Raw genomic sequence first — 24390 nt, forward strand, 5'->3', positions numbered from 1 at the left:
AATTAGCCCCGCAGTTTGTAGAACTCTATACTAACTCTACTTCCAAGCTTTGTCTGCTTGTCCTAGTACGTAAGCAGCTACATCTTCAATTTGGTTAGATTTTAGACGACCTGTGAAAGCAGGCATAGCATTTTTACCCTTTGTTACTTGGGCAATAATAGCCTCTGCTGAGTTCATACCATACTTTTCTAAATCTTCTTTCTTCAAGGTCTTTTGAGCATTAACTAAATTCTTACCACCTGCGTGACAAGAAGCACAATTAGCACTAAATACTTTAGCTCCATTGACGGTATCGGCTGCTAAAGCTGGGCTGCTGAAGGCAAATGTAAAGATAGCAATACCTAACAGCATAACTGAAATGATTTTCTTCATGGAGTGTTCTCTCTCAAACCAACGTGAATTGCGGACGATATCATCCCTAATTGTCAGTTGATTAAATTCTCTTCGTCAAAAGACAGGCTGTCAAACTTCGCTGTAATGATGGCGAATAGCCATATCTAATCAGTTAAGAAAAGCTCATATCAGAATCAGCGATCGCACTCTTGCTATACTCATAATCAGTATGTAATTGGTAGCTGATTAAGCCTCATATTCATCAGGCAGAATGTTACATAGCTTCAACAAAAGGGAATTCTATATTTAACAGCCAAATAAAATCTATATAATCCCTCGAATTAGGATGAAATCCCGAAAGCAAAGTATTCAAAAAAGTAATATTAAGAATTGTAATAAAAATGCTAGTACCTATACTAAAACTGTATCTCAACCAGTAGAACAACAGTTAAAACAGCTACAAAACAAACTGTTGTTATTAATACAACACAATCTTTTACCGATAATTGAGTGGAATACAGCCTTTGAGATCACAGAATGGAATGCTGCTGCTGAAAAATTGTTTGGATACAGCAAAAGTGAAGCTCTTGGTTGCAATCTCACAGAATTAATTGTCCCAGAAAGTGAAAGGCTACAGGTTAGCAACATGATGAAGTTATTACTACAAGATTCATTAGTGGCTAACAATACTAGTATCAATAGAAATATTACAAAAAATCAAATAATGATTCTTTGTGAGTGGTCTAACACTCGTATAGTTGATTTAAATGGTCAGGTAATTAGTATTGTTTCAACGATACAAGATGTAACGCACATCAAAAGTTTTACAACAGCCCTACGGGAAAACGAAAAAATTTATCAGTCAGTCTTAGATGCTATCACAGATATGGTGTTAGTAAAGGGAGCTAAATCGCGCATTATTTGGGCAAACAAAGCCTTCCGTGATTATTACGGAATGACAGAAGCACAACTGCAAGATTTGATTGATGCTCCTTTTAATGAACCAAAAAATACCCTCCAGTATATTAAAGATGATGCTTATGTATTTGAAACTGGAAAAACTCTAGAAATTCAAGAATCAGTGACAAAGTATGATGGGGAAGTACGCTTATTTAACACCATCAAATCTGCTATCCGTAACGAACAAAATGCAGTGGTGATGACAGTAGGCGTATCTCGTGATGAAAGCGATCGCCAAAAAGCAGAAAAAGAAAAAGCCAAGTTATTAGCAATTCTCGAAGCCGCACCAGATTTTATCAGCACTGCTGATTTAACTGGAAAAGTTCTCTACTTTAATCAAGCTGCTCGCAGAATGTTAGGACTATCAGAAACAGAGTCATTTCAAGGCAGAAATTTGTCCCAAAATCACCCCCAATGGACAAATGAAATCATCATGAATCAGGGAATACCAGAATCAATTCGCTGTGGTAATTGGGTAGGAGAAACAGCATTGTTGGGAGCAGATGGTCAGGAAATTCCTCTTTCTCAATTAATCATTGCTCACAAATCACCTGATGGAAAAATTGAATATTTATCAACAGTTGCTAGAGATATTAGTGAATTAAAAGCTGCGGAAGAAGCTCTACAACAAAAAGCGCGAGATTTAGAGCAAACTCTCAAAGAACTCCAACACACCCAAGCACATCTGATCCAAAGCGAAAAAATGTCATCTATTGGTCAATTAGTTGCAGGAGTTGCTCACGAAATCAATAATCCTACAAGTTTTATTTACAGTAATATTCAACCTGCTAACGAATACATCAACAATTTAATGGATTTAATTGAGCTTTATCAACAAAATTATCCTCATCCGACAAAAGTTATTCAAGACCACATCAAAGCTATAGACCTCGAATTTTTAATAGCAGATTTACCTCGCTTACTATCATCAATGAAAATCGGCGCAGAACGAATTACACAAATTGTTCTTTCCTTACGCAATTTTTCGCGGATGGATGAAGCAGAGTGTAAAGCTGTAGATATTCATTCTGGCATTGATAGCACTTTAGTTATTTTGGCACATCGCCTCAAGGCGCAACATAACCGCCCGGCGATCGCACTCATTAAAGAATATGGCAATTTACCTCTAGTAGAATGCTATCCAGGACAATTGAACCAAGTTTTTATGAACATTTTGGTAAATGCTTTAGATGCTTTAGAAGAACGAGATCAACAACGTTCTCTTGAAGAAATACAACAAACACCAAGTACTATCCAAATTCAAACTTTTTTATCAGATAAACAACACGTTATAATTCGATTTATTGATAATGGGCTAGGTATACCAGAGAATTTACTCAAACGTTTGTTTGATCCTTTCTTTACAACTAAGCCAGTAGGTGTAGGTACAGGACTAGGTTTATCAATTAGCTATCAAATTGTCGTAGAAAAACATCATGGGAAACTTACTTGTCTATCAACACCAGGACAAGGAACTGAATTTCAAATTGAGATTCCTCTCTAGGGTGAAAAATCTGAAGTATAAAGTATGAAATGAAAAAACTAGTAATGGCTTGTTAAGCCTTAAATGTTGCAATGTAACTTAGTTTTATCCACGTTCATCGGCGGTTAATTTATTCTAAATTTGATGCCCTATTTTAGTCTAGACATGCTACCAAAAATCACTATTCACTTACCTCTAGCTACTTCGCTGCTAAATTTGTCAGGTTTTCTGCTGTGACGCGACAAATTCGCCAATCATCTAAAATGGTGGCTCCCATACTGCGGTAGAATGCTTGTGCAGGCTCATTCCAATCTAAGACACTCCACTCTAAGCGCCCACAATTATGCTCGACGGCAATTTGCGCTAGTTTAGTTAAAAGTGCTTTACCAATACCTTGGCGGCGATACTCTGGTAAAACAAATAAATCTTCGAGATAAATTCCGGGCTTGGTAAGAAAGGTAGAATAGTTGTGAAAGAACAAGGCAAAACCGACAGCCTGGCCTTGATATTCTGCCAAGATGGCCTCGATATATTTTTGCGAACCAAATAGATGCTCTTGGAGTGCTGCAACATTCCCTGTAACAGCATGAGATAATTTCTCATACTCCGCCAACTGTTTGATTAATTGAAATAGTACGTTGCTATCAGCAGGTTCAGCAAACCGCAAAATTAAATCGGTCATTAGTCATAAGTCATTAGTCCATAGTTATTAGTCCACAGTTGATGACCTGTAGTCAAGAGTAGGTTACAGGTTATAGAGTTGTTTATGAGATTCAGATGTCTGAACCACTGTAGCTATCACTTTTGACTTTTGACTGTTAACTTTTGACTTTTAAATCAGCCAACCCTTCAAGCGTTTAGCAATGTGCGGACGGCGTAATTTTCGCATAGCTTTGCTTTGAATTTGGCGCACTCGTTCACGCGATAAATTAAACATATTGCCAACTTCTTCTAGAGTGCATGGTTCACTGGTTGTAAGTCCATAGCGTAAAGATATTACGTCTTTCTCTCTAGGAGTTAGCACATCACCTAAGACTTCCCAAATCTCCTGGCGCATCATGTTTTCATTCATTTTGGCTTCGGGAGAGAGGTTGTCCTCGTCTTCTAATAAGTCCATCAATTCGGTGTCTTCTTCTTTACCGACACGGTGGTTGAGGGAAAGTGCTTGGCGGCGTAGTTGTTGTAGTTGGCGTAATTGTTGAACGGTCATTTCCAAAAAAGCGGCCATTTCTGCTTCTGAGGGGTTGTGACCAAGTTTTTGTTTAAGTTCGCGTTGAGCTTTTTTGAGTTTGTTAAGTTTTTCAACAATATGAATTGGTAGGCGAATTGTGCGAGCATCATTAGCGATCGCTCTGGTAATTGCTTGTCTAATCCACCAATAAGCATAAGTGGAGAACTTGTAGCCTTTATCGGGGTCAAATTTTTCTGTCGCACGATTTAAACCCATCGCCCCTTCTTGAATTAAATCTAGAAAAGGCACTCCGCGATTTAAATATCGCTTGGCAATTGATACAACTAGTCTCAGATTCGAGCGAATCATTTTGCGTTTCGCTACTCGACCTTGATACAAGCGGCTTTCTAATTGCTTTTCTGTTAAATCTAATTGAGCCGCTACTTGTACTTTAGTTGGTTGTTGCCCTAGTTGTTCTTGTAAAGCGGCTTGAATTTCTCTGACTTCTTCTAAAAATCGAACTCGCCGCGCTAATTCTACTTCTTCATCTGCTTTCAGCAACGGATAACGTGCCATTTCTTTAAAAAATGCACCTACCGCATCATCATGTTCGGTTTTGTTATATCCTGAAGGTCGAGCTGCCGCCATCTCATCCCCATCACGTTCCTCTGAGTCGAGATTTTCTGGAATTGGGGGTTCTTCTTCTACCAATATTTCTAAACTTTCGAGTAGTTGCTCTTCTGTCTCGACAGCGGTTTCTAGTATTTCCATTGTTCCCAATTCAGCAATATTCATAGTTTCCTTTAGGGATGGTTGCTTTGTTTGGTACATAATTCCTTGACAGCTACTCGCTTGCAATTTGGTAGTTTCCCCTGAGAAACAAATGCACCCTCTCTATAGCAAAGTACAAGTTTCTACTAATTACTTAGCAAAACCAAAAATTCTTTTCTAGCTGTCATTTTTTGGTTCCTGCTAGATAGAACCCTCTCATCAATAATGGTTATTGCACCTAAAAATTAATTGTCTCAGGTTCTAACAGATATACTTCTTATTTTTTGATTAATCCCTAAATCTGTCAAACTCCCTCAACTATTCTCAACCTCAAAAAATATAAAAGAAACCCAGTAATTAGTTCCATTCCTTAAAATTTCCTATATTTTTATAAAATTTTTAGTTTTAGGGGTAGGAATTAATGTCTAAATTTAAAGTCTTGATTTTGGGGTTATGAGAATTTCATAAACGTTTCTAAAGGTCAAAATTTCAGTAATTTAATTAACTGAAATCAATTATTTGTATAAAAGCATCTCATATACACCAACAATTGAATATCTATCAATGGGCGGAAAAAGGCTATGCCATATTTCGTAAATAGGCAAATGATTTCATAAATAGTCAGAGATATATTTGTGTTTTTATCGTGGGTGGACTTCAAATATTTATTGCACGTATAGCGAAGTTTGATTTGTCTAGTACGTTACATAACAGGAAACTTATCAAGTATCATTAGGGATAAAAGTAGTGCGAAATACATTTTACCTTATATAGAGAAAAAACTTTGCTTTTTGAGAGCTAAGTGAAGGGATAATAAATTTCTGTCAATAAAAAACAAAAAATATGTATATTAATGACTTAAATTTACAAAATTTAGTAGTTGCCGAGCCAGGAGAATCGTACCAAGCTCAAAATTTGGGTAATCGCTACATTGAAGTTTTGGTAGACTGTCCAGGTGCTACAGATACAGAAGCAAAGCTATACGTATATCGAATAGCACCTAATTTAGAGATTAGACCAGGAGATATTTTAAGCGTGCCATTTGGCGCACAACAATTAGGAGCGATCGCCATTCGGATTTTGGCAGAACCTCCAAGTAATATACCGTCTGAAAACATCAAAGATGTAGAAGATATCATCCAAAAAGATTTTTTTCGAGATAGCTATTGGAGCTTACTAGAACTAGTTTCAAAATATTACTATACATCTTTAATACAAGTAATACGGGTTGCTTTACCGCCTGGGTTGTTAGGGCGATCGCAACACCGCATTCGTCTTAAAAGAGAGAGCATTCCCAATGGTGCGGAAGAATTTCTGCGTTTATCAGCAGCGCGACAAATATTAGAGATTCTCCAATCTCAACCGGATGGAGACTATAGTTACAGATTTCTCAAACGCCAAGTCAAAAGTAAAGCTCAGTTTTATATAGGGAAAAAACAGTTAATTGATCGTGGTTGGGCAGAAACCTATGTAGAATTACCGAAATATTCTCGGCCACAAACAAAGCTTGTAGTCACATTAGTCTCTGATGGTTTGCACGTAGCCTTAAACAAGCGTCAACGGGAAATATTGAAAGTTCTACGTGATTGTGATGGCGAGTTGTGGCTCAATGAGTTTTTACAGATATGTAAGACAACTACCTCAACCCTCAGAGGGTTGGAACAGAAAGGTTGTGTTGTCATAGAAGAACGGGAAGTTTTGCGGGCAGAACAAAGTCCGACATTAACCCAAGATCAGGCAAAAACCTTAAATGCTGCCCAAGCTAACGCCTTAGCAACTATCAATAGTATCAATGGATTTGCTCAAGTCTTGTTACATGGAATCACAGGTTCCGGCAAAACAGAAGTATATTTACAAGCGATCGCCCCCCTACTGCATCAAGGCAAATCAGCCTTAGTCTTAGTCCCAGAAATTGGACTCACACCCCAACTCACCGATAGGTTTCGCGCCCGCTTTGGTAACAAAGTCGCCGTATATCACAGCGCCCTTTCCGAAGGCGAACGTTACGACACCTGGCGACAAATGCTCACAGGTGAACCGCAAGTTGTGATTGGGACGCGTAGTGCAATTTTCGCCCCCTTACCCAAACTTGGTCTAATTATCTTAGACGAAGAACACGACAGCAGTTTTAAACAAGATTCTCCCATCCCCACCTACCACGCCCGCACTGTCGCCCAATGGCGGGCTGAGTTAGAAAATTGTCCCTTAGTTTTAGGTTCGGCAACTCCATCGTTAGAAAGTTGGGTGAGTGTTTCGGGGAGCAGGGGAGCAGGGGGGCCGGGGGGCCGGGGAGCAAAGGAAGAATATCTTACTCCCCACTCCCAACTCCCCACTTACTACCTATCACTACCAGAACGCATTAACTCCCGCCCATTACCACCAGTTGAGGTGGTAGATATGCGGCTGGAATTGCAGCAGGGAAATCGCTCAATATTTAGTCGCAGTTTGCAAGAAGCATTAGGACAACTGCAAGAAAAAAAACAACAGGGAATTTTATTTATTCACCGCCGGGGATATAGTACCTTTGTTTCTTGCCGCAATTGTGGGTATGTTTTGGAGTGTCCCCATTGTGATGTGTCGTTAGCTTATCACCATACAGAAGAGGGAGCGCCCCAATTATTGCGGTGTCATTATTGTAATTATGGGCGATCGCATCCTCAATTCTGCCCTGATTGTAGTTCGCCTTATTTAAAGTTCTTTGGTAGTGGAACGCAACGCGTCACCCAAGAATTAGCTAAACAGTTTCCCCAATTGCGTTTCATCCGGTTTGATAGTGATACCACCCGCAATAAAGGCGCACACCGTACCCTACTAACTCAGTTTGCTAACGGTGAAGCAGATTTATTAGTCGGGACGCAAATGCTTACCAAAGGTTTAGACTTACCCCAAGTCACACTAGTGGGAGTTGTCGCCGCTGATGGACTGCTGCATTTATCAGACTATCGCGCCAGCGAACGAGCATTTCAAACCCTCACCCAAGTAGCCGGACGCGCCGGGAGAGGCGATGATCCTGGGAGAGTGATAGTGCAAACTTACACCCCAGAACATCAGGTAATTGAAGCAGTTCGCACCCACGATTATCAATCTTTTTGCCAAGCTGAATTAGAACAACGCCAAGACCTTGATTATCCTCCTTACGGCAGGTTAATTTTATTGCGTCTCAGCAGCCTTGACCCTATACAAGTGCAGAATACTGCCCAAATCATTGCTACACACTTGGGTAGCAACGCAGGATTTGAAATCCTTGGCCCAGCACCAGCAAGTGTAATGCGGGTAGCGAACCGTTACCGTTGGCAAATCTTGTTGAAATTTAGTCCAGATGAATTACCTCAGTTACCCAATTGGGAAGAAATTAGAGACTTATGTTGCGATCGCGTTAGCTTGACTATAGATGTTGACCCAGTGAATATATTATGAGGTTGTTGAATTATGGTGAAAAAAGTAGCGATCGTTGGTGCTGGCCCTAGCGGAGTTCTACTCGCTCACTACTTGCTACGCCGTCAGGAAAGATATCAAATCGATATTTTTGATTTTCGCAGTGATCCGGAAACTATTCCATTTTCCAAGTCTCGCACCTTTTCTATTGTCCTTAGTCAACGGGGAATAAATGCTTTACGGCAAATTGAAGGACTACAGGAGGCAGTTAAAGCCGTCAGTTTAGAAACCAACGGCGCAGTGCTGCACCAAAAGAATGGTAAAACACGGGTATTTAGTAGAAAATACTCACAATTGAGCCTTGACCGCACCAGCTTGGTAATTAAATTATTAGAACAGTTGACTATTAAAGGCGGTAATCAAGTCAATCTTCACTTCAACCATCAATGTACACAAGTAGATTTTGCCGCCAAGCAAGTAAAGTTTAAAAAACTTGATTCTGAAGTAGAAATCACCGTTGATTATGACTTATTAATAGGTGCAGATGGCGCACGTTCAGTAATTAGAGAAAGTTTTCTCACCACAGATAACTTTCAGTGTGAAGAAAATTATGTTGTGAACGACTACAAATCTATTTTTCTACCACCCTTAGACCCAAAATTACTCATCAATTGGCAACAAGGTAAAGTCCACTCTTGGCGGTTAGATAACGGTACAACCGTTTTATTGGTGTATCAGATGGACAGTAGCTGGAGTGGTGTTATCCTCTTTCCTCACAAGGATAAAACAATTCCTGAACTAGCTACCAAACAAAAAGTATTAAGCTATTTTAACCAAAATTTCCCAGAAATTGGGCAGATACTCCCAGAATCAGAAGCCGAAGAATTTGCTAATCGGTCTGTATCCAGAGTGCTGACAGTGCGTTGTAACCGCTACCATCAAGGCGATAGTGTACTGTTGATTGGAGATGCGGCACATGGAGTATCCCCCTCTCTCGGTCAAGGTTGTAACGCAGCATTAGAAGACGCAACTATTTTTAATCAAATTTTGGATGAATATTCGGATAATTTAGCCGTTGCTGTGGAACAGTTTACGCTTAAACGTCAAGCAGATGGCATTGCAGTAGTGGAATTAAGTGATTATGCTCTTCCTGTCTCGAAAAAGTTATTTTTTGAGTTATTATTCAGAAATAGCCTGAGTAAATATTTATCTCCCATCTTACCTAAATTTTTCTTACCTTCATTATTTGAACTTGTCGCTGAAGGCAAACTTTCTTACTCAGAAATTTTCAATTTATATCAAAATTGGATAGCCAAAGTTAAAAAATCAAATCAAAAGATTTTATCAAAACAGAATTAAAGAGTCAGAATTCAGTGGGACTTACGCACTCGCCACGTAAATAAAGGCCTTGAGATTGCTTCCCTACAGTCGCAATGACGAAAACAGGACTGACGCACAGGCTACGATTTTTCGTCATTACGAGCAAAGCGAAGTAATCGCCAAGGCTAAATTTTTTTCACGAGTGCGTAACTCCTAGAAAATACGTTAGTTGTGCGTAACTCCTGATCTAATTACAACACCTCACGTCCTAAGAAAGGTTGTAAAACCTCCGGTATCAAAATAGTCCCATCTGGTTGTTGATAATTTTCCAAAATTGCCGCCATTGTTCTTCCCACAGCCAACCCGGAACCGTTGAGGGTATGGACAAACTGTGTGCCTTTTTTACCCGCTTCCTTAAAGCGAATATCAGCCCGTCGCGCTTGAAAATCAAAACAATTAGAACAACTAGAAATTTCTCGATACTTGCCAGAAGATGGTAGCCATACTTCTAAATCATAGGTTTTAGTTGCCCCAAAACCTAAATCACCACTACAGAGATTAATCACCCGATAAGGCAATTTTAAAGCCTGTAAAATTGCTTCGGCATTCCCTACCAATTTTTCTAATTCATCAAAGGAAGTGCTGGGATTTACAACTTTCACCAATTCAACTTTATTAAATTGATGCAGACGGATTAAACCGCGCATATCTCGCCCATAACTGCCAGCTTCTCGCCGGAAACAAGGAGTATAAGCACAGTGGTAAATAGGTAAATCTTCCGCAGCTAAAATTTCCCCACGGTAAAGATTGGTAACAGGAACTTCGGCTGTAGGAATCAACCACAATTCATCATCAGCACACTTAAAACTTTCTTCAGCAAACTTGGGTAATTGACCTGTTCCTGTTAAAGAATCAGTATTTACTAATAAGGGTGGACTAACTTCTACATAGCCTGCTGCGGTTTGCGTTTTCAGCATAAAATTAATTAATGCTCTTTCTAACGCTGCGCCAGCCCCGATTAAGTTGACAAAGCGACTTTGGGCAACTTTAACAGCACGCTCAAAATTGAGAATACCCAGTTTTTCGCCAATTTCCCAGTGCGGCAGAATGTTTGGGTTCTGAGGTAAGTACTCATCACCCCAACGCCTCAACTCTACGTTTTCTTCCTCACCTTTACCTACAGGTGTGGAGTCACTGGGTAAATTGGGCAAAGCCAGAATCATCTGGGTAATTTCAGCCTTCAGTTCTTTTTCTTTTGGTTCCAGTTCACTCAATTGAGCTTTAATGGAATTACCTTCATCACGCAAAACTTGAATTTCTGGGTCTTGGGGATTAACACCAGATTTCATCTTCTGCCCAACAAGTTTACCAATTTCGTTACTCCGAGCTTGGAGTTGACTGCGATTCGCCTCCAATTCTCGTTGTTGCTTGTCTAACTCTAATATCGGTTGAATGTCATAATTACCACTGCGGCTATTCAACCGTTCTTGAACTAATTGCGGATTTTCCCGTATTTGCTTGATATCCAGCACAGATTTTTCTCAGTTTTTAGCCTAGAATCTTCTTGATCAATACAGTTAACATACAAAAATTCAGCATATATGATTTTTGGCTGGCTGAAACTGGAAAAATTTTTCAAATATCAAATTTGCACGGTTGTGGGTTGCCAATTCAAATCAAACAGGACTTACGCACAGGCTACGGAAAATCGAACCACAGAGACGCAGAGGTCACGGAGAAATGAGAGTTTGAGAGGTGTGTTGCGTAAGTCCTATTAAAATAAATTTTGTAGAGACGTTGCATAGCAGCGTCTCTACTTTGTTAAATTATCAAGGATAAAGACCGCGATCGCTTAATGCCTGTGCTACACGACCTACACCCAAGGTATAAGCTGCTAATCGTAGGGGAACTTGTCGCATTTGAGACTGCTGAATAACTTGACGGTAAGCTTGCACCATCAAATGTTCCATTTCGCGGTTGACTCGTTCTTCATCCCAGAATAGGTAAGATAAACCTTGCACCCATTCGAGATAACTCACCACCACACCCCCAGCATTTGCCAAAATATCTGGTAGCACAGTCACACCCCGCGCTTCTAAGACTCGGTTGGCTTCTAGAGTTACAGGGCCGTTAGCGGCTTCGGCGATCATTTGCGCCTGTACTTGATCGACATTCTCTGCTGTAATTTGGTTTTCTAAAGCAGCCGGAATCAAGACATCACAAGGCAAAGTCAGTAATTCGGCATTACTAATTGCTCTAGTGTGGGGAAAATTAAGCAGATTGTGATGATTTTCAGCGGCGTAAGCTTTTAATGCGGGAATATCCAACCCATCAGCAGCATATACCCCACCAGTGGCGGTGGAAACAGCTATCACTTTCGCTCCTGCTGCGTATAGTAATTCCGCTGCTGCACCACCAACATTCCCAAAACCTTGAATAACAACTCGGATTCCTGCTAAAGTTCTGCCTTGTTCGGCTAAAGCTTCCCGCACAATAATCATCGTCCCGCGTCCGGTGGCCTTTTCCCTACCGAGAGAACCACCAACGGAAAGCGGCTTACCCGTCACAACCCCTGGTACAGCATGACCAACATTCACTGAATAAGTGTCCATCATCCAAGCCATTTCACGGGCAGAAGTACCCATATCTGGCGCAGGTATATCTAGGGAAGGGCCGATATCTTTAATTAATTCGCTGGTGTAACGACGGGTAATGCGTTCTAATTCTCCTACACTATAATTTTCGGGGGCGATCGCAATTCCTCCCTTTGCACCACCATAAGGAATACCCAACAACGCACATTTCCAAGTCATCAACATTGCCAGTGCGGAAACTTCCCGCAGTGTGACCGCCGGATGATAGCGAATTCCGCCTTTGTAGGGGCCTAAAATATCCGAGTGTTGTACTCGATGTCCGGCTAATACCCGTATTTCACCATTATCTAGTTTTATGGGAATGGAAACTGTCACCACTCTGCGCGGGTGGCTGAGAATTTCCAATACACCTTGGTCTAATCTTAATTCTTTAGCCGCAGCTTCTAAGTAGCTACAAGCTTGATCAAAAGGGCATATATGCGCTGGGGTAGCGGCTTCCAGCGGCATTGTTGGTGTTGCAATCATAAAAGTTTCTCCTAATCGCGGTATCTTTGCGAACCGGATACATATATGCCTAGCTTATCCTCTATACTCAAAAAAGTATTAATTTCTGTAGTTTTTGTTACAATTTTATTTTTTGTTAAAAAAACCACACTTCATGAGAAATGTGTTTTATAAACAGTGAAGAATCAATATCTATACATCAGGGATCAATTGGGCAAAATACCTCGGAAGTGAAATTACCATGAAATCCGTAGGGTATATGATGTTTTAGGTGTAGACGAGCGATCGCACCTTTGGCTAAATCACTGGCATCTAAAATCACCACATCTGAACGGTGATGGGCTGCATCGTAAACTAAAGTAAGTATCCAGCCATCATCTTCTTTTTCAGCGCCAGGGCGTGGTACAAAAATTGGCTCCCCCACAAAACCACGGGGTGCATCACTCCAAAGTTGTTGTTCTCCCGTTTCTAAATCAAGTTTGAGAATGGCTTGTGGAGGTGCATTTCCCGTCTCTGCATGAGCCGCAGATATATACATGTACCGATAATAACGTCCAACTTGGTTGGGATTGACGCTAGGAAACTCACAACTTTTGTTGGTAATCAATTTCCGTTGTACTGTCTGACTATCAAGATTGAGGTGGAACCGCCAAATATTACCGGGGGGAAACTGATCAAAATCTATCTGGCGAAAATCGCTGGCAGGCTCTAGCTCAGGAAAATTATCATAGCAAATTGTATCAATGAATACTTCGTTCCCCACCTCAAAAGCATTCGCGTGATGGAAAATAAAGCCCGCCTGAGTTTCTAAAACTTGGATGTTTTGCTGTCCTGTTTGGGGAGCGCGGGGAATTACTAAAATGCGAGTAGGCTTGTTGGGCTGAAACTTAATACTTTCTGCTGCACTGCTGATTCCCAAGCTGAACAATATGGGATTAAAGGTGACAGGATTTTGAAAGAAGATGTAGTAATTGGGGGTAATCACAAAATCGTGGATAAAGCAGAAACCAGGAATAATGTAGTCATGATTTCTGAGAGCCTTACCTGTTTGGTCAAGTTCAAAAATACTAATTTTGGTAGATAGTCCTGGATTGCTGGAAAAATTCACCAGACAAGGTACGCCCCCATCTTGATAGCTACTGGGGTCAATTCGGGGATGAGCGCTAAAGGGTTGACCCTCTGACAAAAAACCGTGGAAATATTCTTTCCCCACGGTTTCTAGGGTGTAGGGGTCGAGGTGATAAGGTTCTTTTCCTTCCCACAGTGCTAAAAGTTTCTTTCCCCAATAGATAACACTGGTGTTAGCAGGATTTTTGATTTTTAAATCGAAGATATTCGCTAACCAGCCGCCGGGCTTTTGAGTTCCAAAAGCACCACGATAAAGAATTTTTCCGGCTTTTTGTTCAGCTAAATAGTCTTCAGTTTGAACAAAACGATTGCGGAAATGAGCGCGACCATCAGTAAAGGTGATGCGGCTAATCATTCCATCGCCATCAATGGGGTGATGAATGCGTTGTCCATTCACATCTAACAGTCCAGGGCCATTTCTAAAGAGGGTACCTTGGAGTTCAGGCGGGATTTGTCCTTCTATGTCATCAATCCAATAGTCATATTCTTGGGTGATAGATTGATAGGCTTCCTGCCAATCTTCACGGGTGTAGGATTTTTGAATGGTTGGTGTTTGTTGGTTTGTTAAATTCTGCATGGTTTGGATTTATTTCGCGCAAAGGCGCAAGGAGCAAGAGTTTGAAAATAGGACTTACGCACAGGCTACGGAAGAACGAACCACAGAGGCGCAGAGTTCACAGAGAAATGAGAGTTTGAGAGATGTTTTGCGTAAGTCCTAGAAAAGTAGAATTTTATGATTTCATCCCGCATTTATGCAACGCCGAATTTTTTTAATTCAGATTGCAAAATTGATTTAAATCACGTTATTCAATAACTTGTGATTCTGGTTCTGGGAGTATTAAATTTGATAAAAATGGTTCGTTTGGTAAGGTTTCGGCTTGGGTGTCGTCTTTTGGTAGCCAACTCAGAAATGCTAATGGTAATAAGGTGCTGAGATTTGTGATAATTACCAAAATCCACAGTGAGTCAAAGTTACTCTCTGTGATACCTAGCCAGTGCATGATAATGGCTCCAACTTCATAGGAAACCATACCTGCTAAGTTGAAGACTGACATTAATAAAGCGAATAAAGTTGCTTCTACTCCAGGTGGGCAAAGTCTAGCGGCTAATACCAAAACTGGCATATAGGCGATTTGTCCCATGACGGTAAGTATAAGGCTGTCTCCTAAACTAAACCAGCGGTCATCTATACCCAAACTACGGTTCGTGTGAGTTACCAACAGCAGCATTGTCATACCTAAAACTGCCGAAATTACGGTACTCCAACCAAAAATGATGCGGAAGGGGACGCTTTTCAAAAAGCGTTGAAAAATCCAAATGCCGGATAAAGAAGCGAGACTGGTTACTAGGCGGACTCGGCCTAAAAATTCTGGTTCAAAGTGGAGTTCGTTGGTGCTGAAGTAGAAAAAGGCAGATTCAGCGGTTGGGGTAGCTTGTAAAATGAAGACGAAGGCGGCTGGTAGCCAAATTGTTTTTTGGCTGACTGCTTGGCGTAGTTGTTGGAGTTGATGCTTGACACTCAGAGAGTTGGCGTTATGAGGATCGTTAGTATCTTTATTAACAGGAGACTCAGCAATTAACCAAGCGACTCCCGAAACAATTAAAGGAAAGGTAGCGGTAATTAAAAATATTGTGCGGGTAGTAAAATGCTCCAGGAGCATCCCGCTAAAATATGCTGTGACTAAACCTCCAAATGCAGTTGCACCCCAGCAGAGAGATTGTAGTGAACCTGCATCAGCTTGAGATTCGACTCTGGCTCGTTCTACAACTAGGGAATCAACTATGACATCACTAACGGCTACGGCTAGGGAACTGAGGGCGATCGCTGCGGTTGCTGCTAACCTACTATGAACTATTGTGGACATACTCACCCAAGCAATAGCTCCGAGTATCCCAGACAATATCAAGTAGGGACGGCGACGATAGCCAAAAATGGGTAAGCCATCGGACATAAAGCCAAATAGTGGCTTAATCATCCAAGGTATGGCGACAACTCCCAACATTGCCGATACCTCAGCCGGACTCAGCAACAATTCATCTTTTAAGAAAAAGCTAACAGCTAAACGCGCCAGTCCTAAAATCCCTTGGACAAAATAGACGCTCAGAATAGCAATTAACTCGGCACTGGGTTCATGGCCGAAGAAGATTTTTTCTCTTACTGAGTCTTTGACCTTGGACAAGCCAGAGGAGTCAATGAGCATTTGATGAATATTTTTTAAGTTTTGTCTACTTTTCTATAATATCTATTTCTTATGAAGTCTGAAATATGAAATTAGGTCTTTTAACCTCCTGCCTCCTGCCTCCTGCCTTCTGCCTTCAAAACTGCGATCGCTTTTGGTGGTACAGATGTAAAGCGAATCGTTACAGTATGTTCGTCAACGTCAGATTTTTTCATCACCTTGGCGTAAATATCTTCTTCGGTGCTGAGTTCGGTATTGAGTAATTTAAGTTTAAGATTATTTAATATTTCTAAGGAATTGAGCGATCGCATTTGGGCTACTTTTTCCGAAAGGCTAATCAATTCCCCGTGAAATACTGTGCCAGATGCTTGTTTGCCTTGCAAAATTGTATACTCTACTAGAACTGGCTGAGTTAGAGTCACCATTTCCCCATCGTCGTTGGGCAAGAACAAGTTATATTGACCACCAACACCGCAAACTTCGTAAATAGTAATCGGTTCTCTGATGCCTTTCGGCTGGATTTGCATTTGACTGCCAATATGCAGTTTGATGTGGGCATCTTGGAGGGTATTTTCGGAAATTAAAACTTGTCCACCAACTGTATAAGTTTCTACACGGGAAGCCAAGTTGACATGGCTACCAATCACTGTATATTGAGCGCGTTTTTGGGAACCAATATTCCCAGCAACCACTTCACCTGTATTAATTCCAATTCCCATTTCCAGGATAGGGAGATTCATTTTTTTATTGTGTTCATTGACTTGCTGCATTGCTAACTGCATCGCCACAGCACAAGCGATCGCTCTTTGAGAATCATCAGGGCGGTTAATCGGCGCACCAAATATGACAAAGATACCGTCACCCATAAATTCATTAATCGTACCTTTGTACTGATTAATTACCTCCGTCATCGTTCCCAGGTAAAAATTGAGAATTGTCACTACTTGTTCTGGTGACAATTGTTCCGACATAGCCGAGAAACCACGTAAATCAGAAAATAGTAGGGTGACTTTGCGGCGATCGCCACCGATTTTTAAACCAGCAGGATTTTCGAGTAAATTAGCCACCACTTCATCTGTGAGGTAACGACCAAAAGTTTTCCGCATACCCGTCGCGCTTTCCGCAATGTATTGGGTAACTGCGATCGCGGAACCTGCTAAAGCAAAAAATGAAGGGACAACTGGAATCCACCAACCAGCTAAAAAAGCTATAAAACTACTACCAACTAAAGTACCACTCGTTAACACCACATTAATCGGCAGGCGGATTCTTTGATGACTGCTGTGGCGTTGTATCCAGCATAAAGTTGCACCTGCGATCGACCAACTCAAAATCCACAGATATTCTAACGGTTCCGGTAAACTCTGAATTTGTTGACGACCATCTATAGCTGCACTCAAAATTTGACTAATCAAATTTGCATGAATAGTTATACCAGCCATACGTTCTGGTTCAGCAAAGACACTACTACTATATGGTGTGTAAAATAAATCTTTTAAACTTTCGGCAGTTGCGCCAATTAACACTACTTTATCTCGTAGCAAATTTGGTGGAATGCGATTTTCTTGGACTTGTGTGAGAGATATTTTCTGAAACTGTTGCATTCGTCCTCGGTAGTTGATCAGAACTTGATAACTACCAGCATTAGCGCGGATGTAACTACCATCATTAGATTCAAAAATCGGGAAAATGCCTTTACCTAACTGCAAATAATTAGGGTTATTTGCCCATGGTTTCTCAGTAATACCTTCAGGCTTTAAATATAATAAAGCTAATTTTAAAGCAAAGCTTTCGAGAACTTCGTCATTTTTTAAATTAACGTAGAGCAATCCTCTTCTAATTCTGCCATCTCCATCTATAGGCAAATCATTTGACCCAACTTGATGGCGTTGCTGCAATACCGGAGACGCATTAACTGGAGAACTGTCAATAGTATCAGAGACTTTCTTTACTCCAATTATATTAGGCGTAGATTTAAATACCTTAACTAAAGCTTGATGACCAGGATTAACAGGTAAATCACGATAAATATCTAAACCGATCGCCCTTGGTTTTTGTTGCTTAATTTGCTCTAATACACTAGCCAAAGCCACATCTGTCATTGGCCACTGCGTTTGCTGGCGAATATCCGCTTCATTAATTTCAACTATTACAATCCGGCTATCAACTGATTCTGATGGACGCATCTGAAAAAAATGATCCAATGCGACTAATTCCACCAATTGCAGCCATCCTGTTAACCGCAATCCAATTACTAAGGCTGTCACGCTAGGAACCGCAAATAGAACACCGCGCCATTGCCAAATTTGCGGCTTAAGTTTTGACCACATCATAAATTTTAAAAGTAAAAAAGAAAAAGGCAAAAGATGTTAATGTTTTTACTTTTGCCTTTTATATTTTGAATTCTATTCGCTACTCATTTTTTCACTCATACAGCAGTCAAGAAATTGCTCTGAAGCTAGTGCAGTCAACTTAACTGATTTTAGTAGTGTCCACCAATCCATCCTGACACGCCAATTTTTCGGCTCAGTGCGACGTAACTGTGCTGAAGTAGCTAATGCTTCATACCAAATCCCAGCATCTGCATAAAGACTAGGTAACTTTCGAGGTTGCGCCTTAGCCAATGCTGCTGACAATGAGGCTTCTGCTTCAGTGCGTTCTACCCAACCATCTACCCAAGGATTTGTACTGGAATCTTGCGAGTTGCAAACAACCGTCAAATACCAATGGTAAGTTTTACCAACTCTCAGTTCCGGGGCATTATTAGGGAGTGTAAAACTAATAATTCCAGGTTTATTGGGTAGTGTCAAAGTTGTTTCATAAACAGAGTTTTCATCTTTATCAGTTAATAAAATAAACTTGGCTGTTTTGACTGAAGATTGAGGAACAAACCAGAAAAATGTTGGGCGTTCAGCTAATGTTAGACCTAATTTATTTGGAGGTAGAAAAGAAACTATTTTTTTATTACCTTTCAAACAAGCAGAACCACGCGTTGAACCCCCAGCACTTGCAGGTGGGTCTCCTCGTTTTGGTGGTTTAAATGCTTGGCTAATTTGCCGTACTTGTGATTTGGGGGAAGATTCGGCTTTGACCTGTGCTGTGAGATGAGAAATTGGCAGAACATCCAAGCACAGTATTGAAAAGACTGCAAAATGTACAGATGACTTAATCCATTTCATATTGATGATAGTGCCTTGGTCTTAGATTTACCAAAACTGATAAATTTTTACGTACGAGCCTGTTCCAGGAATTTAGTAAGACCTGGTATTCAGCAGTCAGCTAAATCTAAGTGTTCCCAAAAATAACCTCAGAATTTGCACTCACTAAAAAGTACTGAAAGCTGATGTATAAATAGGTGGACTCAATAGTAATTCAAACTTGGCATCTTTACTGTTGACGATCGCTCTTTTAGCGCTGACTATTGACTATTGACTTTTGACGATTAACCAATGATTAAAATCGCAGTTATTGGGGTTGGGCGTTGGGGCGTACATTTACTGCGGAATTTTTTAGCGCATCCCCAAGTTAATGTAGTGGCGGTGGTAGATCCCCATACAGAAAGATTAACAGCAGTTAAGCAGCAATTTAATTTGGATGAAAGTGTATTATTAACAACTCAGTGGCAAGATTTAAAGGAAATCCCAGATTTGACAGCAGTGGCGATCGCCACGCCAGCCACAACTCACTATCCTTTAATTAAAGATGCTCTCCAGCAGGGATACCATGTTTTAGCCGAAAAGCCTTTAACTTTAGACCCCAAAGAATGTGAGGAACTTTGCTATTTAGCAGAGTTACAGCAATTAATTTTGATGGTTGACCATACCTATTTATTTCACCCAGCAGTCACAGCCGGAAAAGCGGTAGTAACCGCTGGTAAATTAGGTGAATTACGTTATGGTTATGCTTCTCGCACTCACTTGGGGCCAGTCCGCCAAGATGTGGATGCACTCTGGGACTTAGCGATTCATGATATTGCGATTTTTAACAACTGGCTGGGTCAAATACCTGTAAAGGTGCAAGCAACGGGGACTATTTGGTTACAAACTCCAGAAAACTCACCATCTGGTTTAGCAGATTTAGTTTGGGTAACGCTGACATACCCAAATAACTTTCAAGCATATATTCATCTGTGCTGGCTCAACCCTGATAAACAAAGACGATTAGCCGTTGTCGGTAGTCTGGGTAGTTTAATCTTTGATGAAATGTCTCCTGCTGCACCGTTAACTTTATTACATGGTGAGTTTGAACGCCAAGGAAATCAATTTATTCCTGTGAATCAAAGCCGCGAAGTAGTGGAATTACAATCAGGGGAACCATTACAACAAGTGTGCGATCGCTTTATTCAATCCATACTCCATAATCAACCTCCAGTTGTATCATCAGGTTGGGTAGGTGCAGAGTTAGTCAAAATTTTAGCTGCTTTAACCACATCTCTCAATCAGGGTGGACAACCTGTTCTTTTAACAAGCCTAATCTGTTGAGGTACTTAATACATTTGCTAATAAAATTGAACTAACCTCTGCGTTAAAAAACATTATTCATGTACCTTACTTAACGGAGAATTGCTATATTGCAGGGAACGAGGTTGAAATGCTTTTTAGGCGAGTGTAGGGTTTAGGGGTATAAATGAGCAAAATCATGACAACCTTACACCCAACCTCAACAATTAACTTGTGTGTCAGTCTTTTGTATTACTTCTGCGGGAATTGGTGAAGGCTGTAGAGACTCAGCTAGAGTAAATATATATAAATACAAGTTTTCAAATGACTATTTACTTTTATAAAGTTTGGCAACCTTACGGTTGTTTTTCTAACTTTTCTTCCCATCCTATCCAAATCCACGGTACTTATTGGTCAACAGTTGAGCATTATTATCAAGCCCAAAAGTTTGTCGGTAGCAAAGATGCCGCGATTATACCTGTGATTCATGCTGCGACTACACCAGAAGAGGCTGCTGCTTTAGGGCGCTGTAATTCACGCACACTGCGTTTAGATTGGGATGTAGTCAAGACTCAAGTTATGCGCGAGGCTGTACTCAAAAAATTTTTCACCCATAGCGATATTCGAGAAGTTTTACTAGCCACAGGTGACGAGATGATTGTTGAGAATTCTCCCACAGACTATTTTTGGGGTTGTGGTACAGATAAAACTGGTAACAACCATCTTGGTAAAATTTTGATGAATGTGCGCGAAGAAATCCGCCGATTACGCCTTTACTCAGTAATTACTAGTGATTGTCTCACAGAATAGCTACATATAAAAAAATAGCGGTACTGATACGGGAATGCTGACATTCCCTAAACTCAAAAAATTTAGCAATTGTTTCAATATATTTACTTAATTTGTTTGCATAAAAATAAAAAAATTATAAAAATCTCTTAAAATCATAGAAAAAATTTTGGAATTTGACGATTTGCATAATATCACCGAATACAGCATTCGGTAGTAAGTATAAAATTAGTTGATAATTAATATTTTCTCTTTAGTTATTAAACGTTAAAGATAGAAATGGCGGCTCAGGTTTGGCGACATTTTTCTAAGATTGTTTAATTATTTTTTTATTAGGTTTACTAGGCAATGGAATATACTGATAACCCAAGCGGTTCGCAGCCTTCTTTTCAGCAAGAAGGCTTATTACACCGGATAATTAACCGGATCAGGCGATCGCTGGAACTGCCAGATATTTTAACAGCCACCGTTGCCGAAATTCGTTTGTTTTTAGCTACAGACCGAGTTATGGTGTATCGGTTTGAGGCTGATGGTAGTGGTGAGGTGATTGCTGAATCTATTGATGGCCAGAGTTTACCATCCCTGCTAGGGTTGCACTTTCCGGCGACAGATATTCCCACAGAAAGCAGAAACAGGCTGCTGTTAGAACGGCAACGTGTAATTGTCGATGTATCTAGTAGCAAAGTTGGGTTATCGTCACTACAGTCAAACGACACAGAAGAACTCTTAGAAAGTGACAATATCCACTATCGACAAGTACATCCCTGCCACATTCAATATCTCACAGTAATGGGAGTACAGTCTTCCCTCGTGGTGCCAATTTTACATAACGAAATCCAAGGGGAATCACTAAAACCTTCACTGTGGGGATTATTGGCTGTTCACCACAGTCAACCACGAGAAATTTTGCCAGTAGAATTGACTTTAGTCCAGCAAGTTGTAGATCAAGTTGCGATCGCTATTGCCCAAAGTAATCTGTATACCCAAACTCTAGCAAGACAAAAGCGAGAAGAGACAATTAATCGCGTGACTACCCTGCTGCATAAATTACCAAAGCTTGAATTACAGGACGCTTTAGAAGCAACTATCACAGCCTTAGATGGCATAGGCGGTAGACTTTACATTGAGCCAACGGCAGAAATTTACACCTATGGCGATCAACCAAAAATGCCATTAGAGTTAGAAACTAGCATCATCGAACAACATCCTGTCTGGCAAAAATGGATGGATGAATGCAAACAAGGTCAAATTTGGGTGACAAATAACCTTTATAATGAAGCACATTTGCGTGTGTTAGCATTTGCATTTCGGTTAACCCAAATTCGAGGTATGTTAGTCATGCCTTTGCAATACCGAGAGCAATTTATTGGTGTGTTAAGTGTTTTTCGCCCAGAATTCAACACGGAAATATTATGGGCTGGACAACGTGAGCAAAATTCTCAACAACAGTTACCACAAATTTCTTTTGATGTGTGGCGAGAAGAAAGAACCGGGCAAGCCATTGCGTGGACAGATGATGAAATTTCTTTAGCACAGGCTTTATCTTCTAGCTTTTCTATTGCTATTCAGCAGCAACAAATGTACCAAGAAGTACAAATGCTCAATGCTAACTTAGAAGTGCGAGTAAAAGATAAAACTGCGGAGTTAGAAAAATCATTATCGTTTACTAAAGTAATCAAACAAGTTTCTGAGCAAATTCGCCGTTCATTAGACTTAAAAACTACATTACAAACTATTGTCCATGAAGTGCGATCGCTGCTTAATTCTGATAGAGTCATCATTTATCAAAAAAATGGCGCATCTGATGGTGAAGTTATTGTTGAAGAAATCAATGGTAATTGGTTATCAACTTTGGGAATTAAAACACCAGAAGGCTGTCTCCCTGATGAATCTGATCGTTTTTTTTCTCAGGGTAAAGTTAAAGCAATTAATAATGTCTCTACATATTCTTTAAGTGCTTGTCACCAAAAATTTTTGCAGAGTCTGCAAGTACAAGCTAATTTAACTGTTCCCATCAATATAGGTTCGCAACTTTGGGGTTTACTAATTGTGCATCAGTGTGCAACTCCCAGAAATTGGCAAGATACAGAAATTAATTTAATCCAACAGTTAGCAGATCAAGCTGCGATCGCTATTCAGCAAGCTCAACTTTATGAGCAAAGTTGTGCCGCTGAAACTGAAGCTAGAGCTAAAGCTACACAATTAGAACAAGCTTTGTTAGAACTTCAAGCAGCACAAACCCAATTAATTCAAACGGAAAAAATGTCTAGTTTGGGACAGCTAGTTGCAGGTGTCGCCCATGAAATTAACAACCCAGTTAATTTTATCTACGGTAATTTACACTATGCAAGTAAGTACACTCAAGATTTATTAAAAATAATCGACCTTTACCAATTACACTATCCCCAACCGCATCATGAAATTAGCTCCACAGCCAAAGCTATTGATTTAGAATTTTTAGCTGAAGATTTACCAAAAATGATTTCTTCTATGCAAGTTGGAGCCGAGCGTATTCGCTCAATTGTCTTATCTTTACGTAATTTTTCCCGCTTAGATGAGGCAGAAAATAAACCAGTTGATTTACATGAAGGCATAGATAATACTCTCTTAATTTTGCAACACCGCTTGAAAGCAAGTGTTTATTTTACTGGCATAGATATCATCAAAGACTATAGTGATTTACCATTGATAGAATGCTATGCAGGACAAATAAATCAAGTCTTTATGAACATTCTTACTAACGCCATTGATGCTTTAGAAAATCAAGGGGACTTAGCACAAAAAAAATCTCTGCTCCCTAAGCCTCAGATTTCGATTTCTACCAGATTATCAACAGACAGATCACGTGTATTAATTCGCATTGCTGATAATGGGCCAGGAATGACGGAAGACGTGAGGAGACGCATTTTTGATCCATTTTTTACCACCAAATCCGTAGGTAAAGGTACAGGGTTGGGACTAGCGATTAGTTACCAGATTATTGTCGATAAACATGGTGGGATGATGGACTGTATCTCCGAATTAGGTAAGGGAACAGAGTTTTGGATAGAGATTCCTATTAAATTGTTACGCAAACTTAATATTGAAGACCAACAGGAAGTAGAAAATGCTCTAGAAATAGACTTACAATAGTGGACTTATTTTTCCGGCGTTGCTGATTGAGGGGATGATTTTTGTCTCACGCAAAGGCAAGGCAGCGCGTTGGGCGGGTTTCCCGACTTGTTCGCGTAGCGTCTCCGATTAGGAGAAGCGACTGCCGCGCAAAGGCGCAAAGAGCAAGAGTTTGAAAATTAGAATTTTATGATTTCATCCCGCATTTATGCAATGCCATTTTTCCTATTCA

At 40.3% G+C, this 24390-nt stretch carries 15 protein-coding genes; 6 read left to right on the plus strand and 9 right to left on the minus strand.

The annotated features are described in order from the left end of the window. Positions 1–36: 36 nt before the first annotated feature. Positions 37–372: a cytochrome c6 PetJ gene (gene petJ, locus NOS7107_RS19685; protein ID WP_015114699.1), complete on the minus strand. Its 336-nt coding sequence runs from the start codon at positions 370–372 to the stop codon at positions 37–39. Positions 373–679: 307 nt separating this feature from the next. Between petJ and NOS7107_RS19690 the strand changes: the two genes are divergently transcribed. After that, a complete protein-coding gene (locus NOS7107_RS19690; protein WP_015114700.1) occupies positions 680–2797 on the plus strand; it encodes a PAS domain S-box protein in 2118 nt (705 codons plus the stop codon). 178 nt (positions 2798–2975) lie between these two features. Here NOS7107_RS19690 and NOS7107_RS19695 read toward each other — a convergent pair whose 3' ends face one another. Both NOS7107_RS19695 and NOS7107_RS19700 read right to left on the minus strand, forming a co-directional pair. Continuing rightward, on the minus strand, positions 2976–3458 hold the full coding sequence (locus tag NOS7107_RS19695; RefSeq protein WP_015114701.1) for a GNAT family N-acetyltransferase: 483 nt from the start codon (positions 3456–3458) through the stop codon (positions 2976–2978). A gap of 150 nt (positions 3459–3608) precedes the next feature. Further along, entirely contained in the window at positions 3609–4778 is a 1170-nt protein-coding gene (locus NOS7107_RS19700) for an RpoD/SigA family RNA polymerase sigma factor (protein WP_044500170.1), read from the minus strand. Positions 4779–5561: 783 nt separating this feature from the next. Here NOS7107_RS19700 and priA point away from each other — a divergent pair. Further along, entirely contained in the window at positions 5562–8135 is a 2574-nt protein-coding gene (gene priA / locus NOS7107_RS19705; RefSeq protein WP_015114703.1) for a primosomal protein N', read from the plus strand. A gap of 12 nt (positions 8136–8147) precedes the next feature. Beyond that, a complete protein-coding gene (locus NOS7107_RS19710; protein ID WP_015114704.1) occupies positions 8148–9452 on the plus strand; it encodes an NAD(P)/FAD-dependent oxidoreductase in 1305 nt (434 codons plus the stop codon). A 212-nt stretch (positions 9453–9664) separates the two neighbouring features. Here the strand turns inward: NOS7107_RS19710 and serS are convergent, their stop codons facing one another. The 6 genes from serS to NOS7107_RS19740 all read right to left on the minus strand — a co-directional run bounded on the left by serS (position 9665) and on the right by NOS7107_RS19740 (position 18998). Then, positions 9665–10945, minus strand: coding sequence for a serine--tRNA ligase (gene serS / locus NOS7107_RS19715; protein ID WP_015114705.1), 1281 nt, complete (start codon positions 10943–10945; stop codon positions 9665–9667). Between the two features lie 297 nt (positions 10946–11242). Further along, positions 11243–12532, minus strand: a complete 1290-nt coding sequence (locus NOS7107_RS19720; protein ID WP_015114706.1) for a Glu/Leu/Phe/Val dehydrogenase — start codon at positions 12530–12532, stop codon at positions 11243–11245. 178 nt (positions 12533–12710) lie between these two features. After that, positions 12711–14216, minus strand: coding sequence for a carotenoid oxygenase family protein (locus tag NOS7107_RS19725; RefSeq protein WP_015114707.1), 1506 nt, complete (start codon positions 14214–14216; stop codon positions 12711–12713). A gap of 226 nt (positions 14217–14442) precedes the next feature. Next, positions 14443–15840 carry a folate/biopterin family MFS transporter gene (locus NOS7107_RS19730; protein ID WP_015114708.1) on the minus strand — a complete coding sequence of 466 codons (1398 nt, stop codon included), beginning with the start codon at positions 15838–15840 and terminating at the stop codon, positions 14443–14445. An 80-nt stretch (positions 15841–15920) separates the two neighbouring features. After that, the gene (locus NOS7107_RS19735; protein ID WP_172641492.1) at positions 15921–18149 is read right to left on the minus strand and encodes a CHASE2 domain-containing protein; all 2229 of its coding nucleotides are present in this window, start codon (positions 18147–18149) and stop codon (positions 15921–15923) included. A gap of 75 nt (positions 18150–18224) precedes the next feature. Next, positions 18225–18998: a DUF928 domain-containing protein gene (locus NOS7107_RS19740; RefSeq protein ID WP_015114710.1), complete on the minus strand. Its 774-nt coding sequence runs from the start codon at positions 18996–18998 to the stop codon at positions 18225–18227. 270 nt (positions 18999–19268) lie between these two features. Between NOS7107_RS19740 and NOS7107_RS19745 the strand changes: the two genes are divergently transcribed. From NOS7107_RS19745 to NOS7107_RS19755, 3 genes are all read left to right on the plus strand, one after another. Next, a complete protein-coding gene (locus NOS7107_RS19745) occupies positions 19269–20300 on the plus strand; it encodes a Gfo/Idh/MocA family protein (RefSeq protein WP_015114711.1) in 1032 nt (343 codons plus the stop codon). A gap of 282 nt (positions 20301–20582) precedes the next feature. After that, the gene (locus NOS7107_RS19750) at positions 20583–21068 is read left to right on the plus strand and encodes an NADAR family protein (RefSeq protein WP_015114712.1); all 486 of its coding nucleotides are present in this window, start codon (positions 20583–20585) and stop codon (positions 21066–21068) included. A 327-nt stretch (positions 21069–21395) separates the two neighbouring features. After that, the gene (locus NOS7107_RS19755) at positions 21396–24179 is read left to right on the plus strand and encodes a GAF domain-containing protein (RefSeq protein ID WP_015114713.1); all 2784 of its coding nucleotides are present in this window, start codon (positions 21396–21398) and stop codon (positions 24177–24179) included. The last annotated feature ends 211 nt before the right edge of the window (positions 24180–24390 follow it).

This window comes from Nostoc sp. PCC 7107 (genome assembly GCF_000316625.1).
Lineage (GTDB): Bacteria > Cyanobacteriota > Cyanobacteriia > Cyanobacteriales > Nostocaceae > Nostoc_B.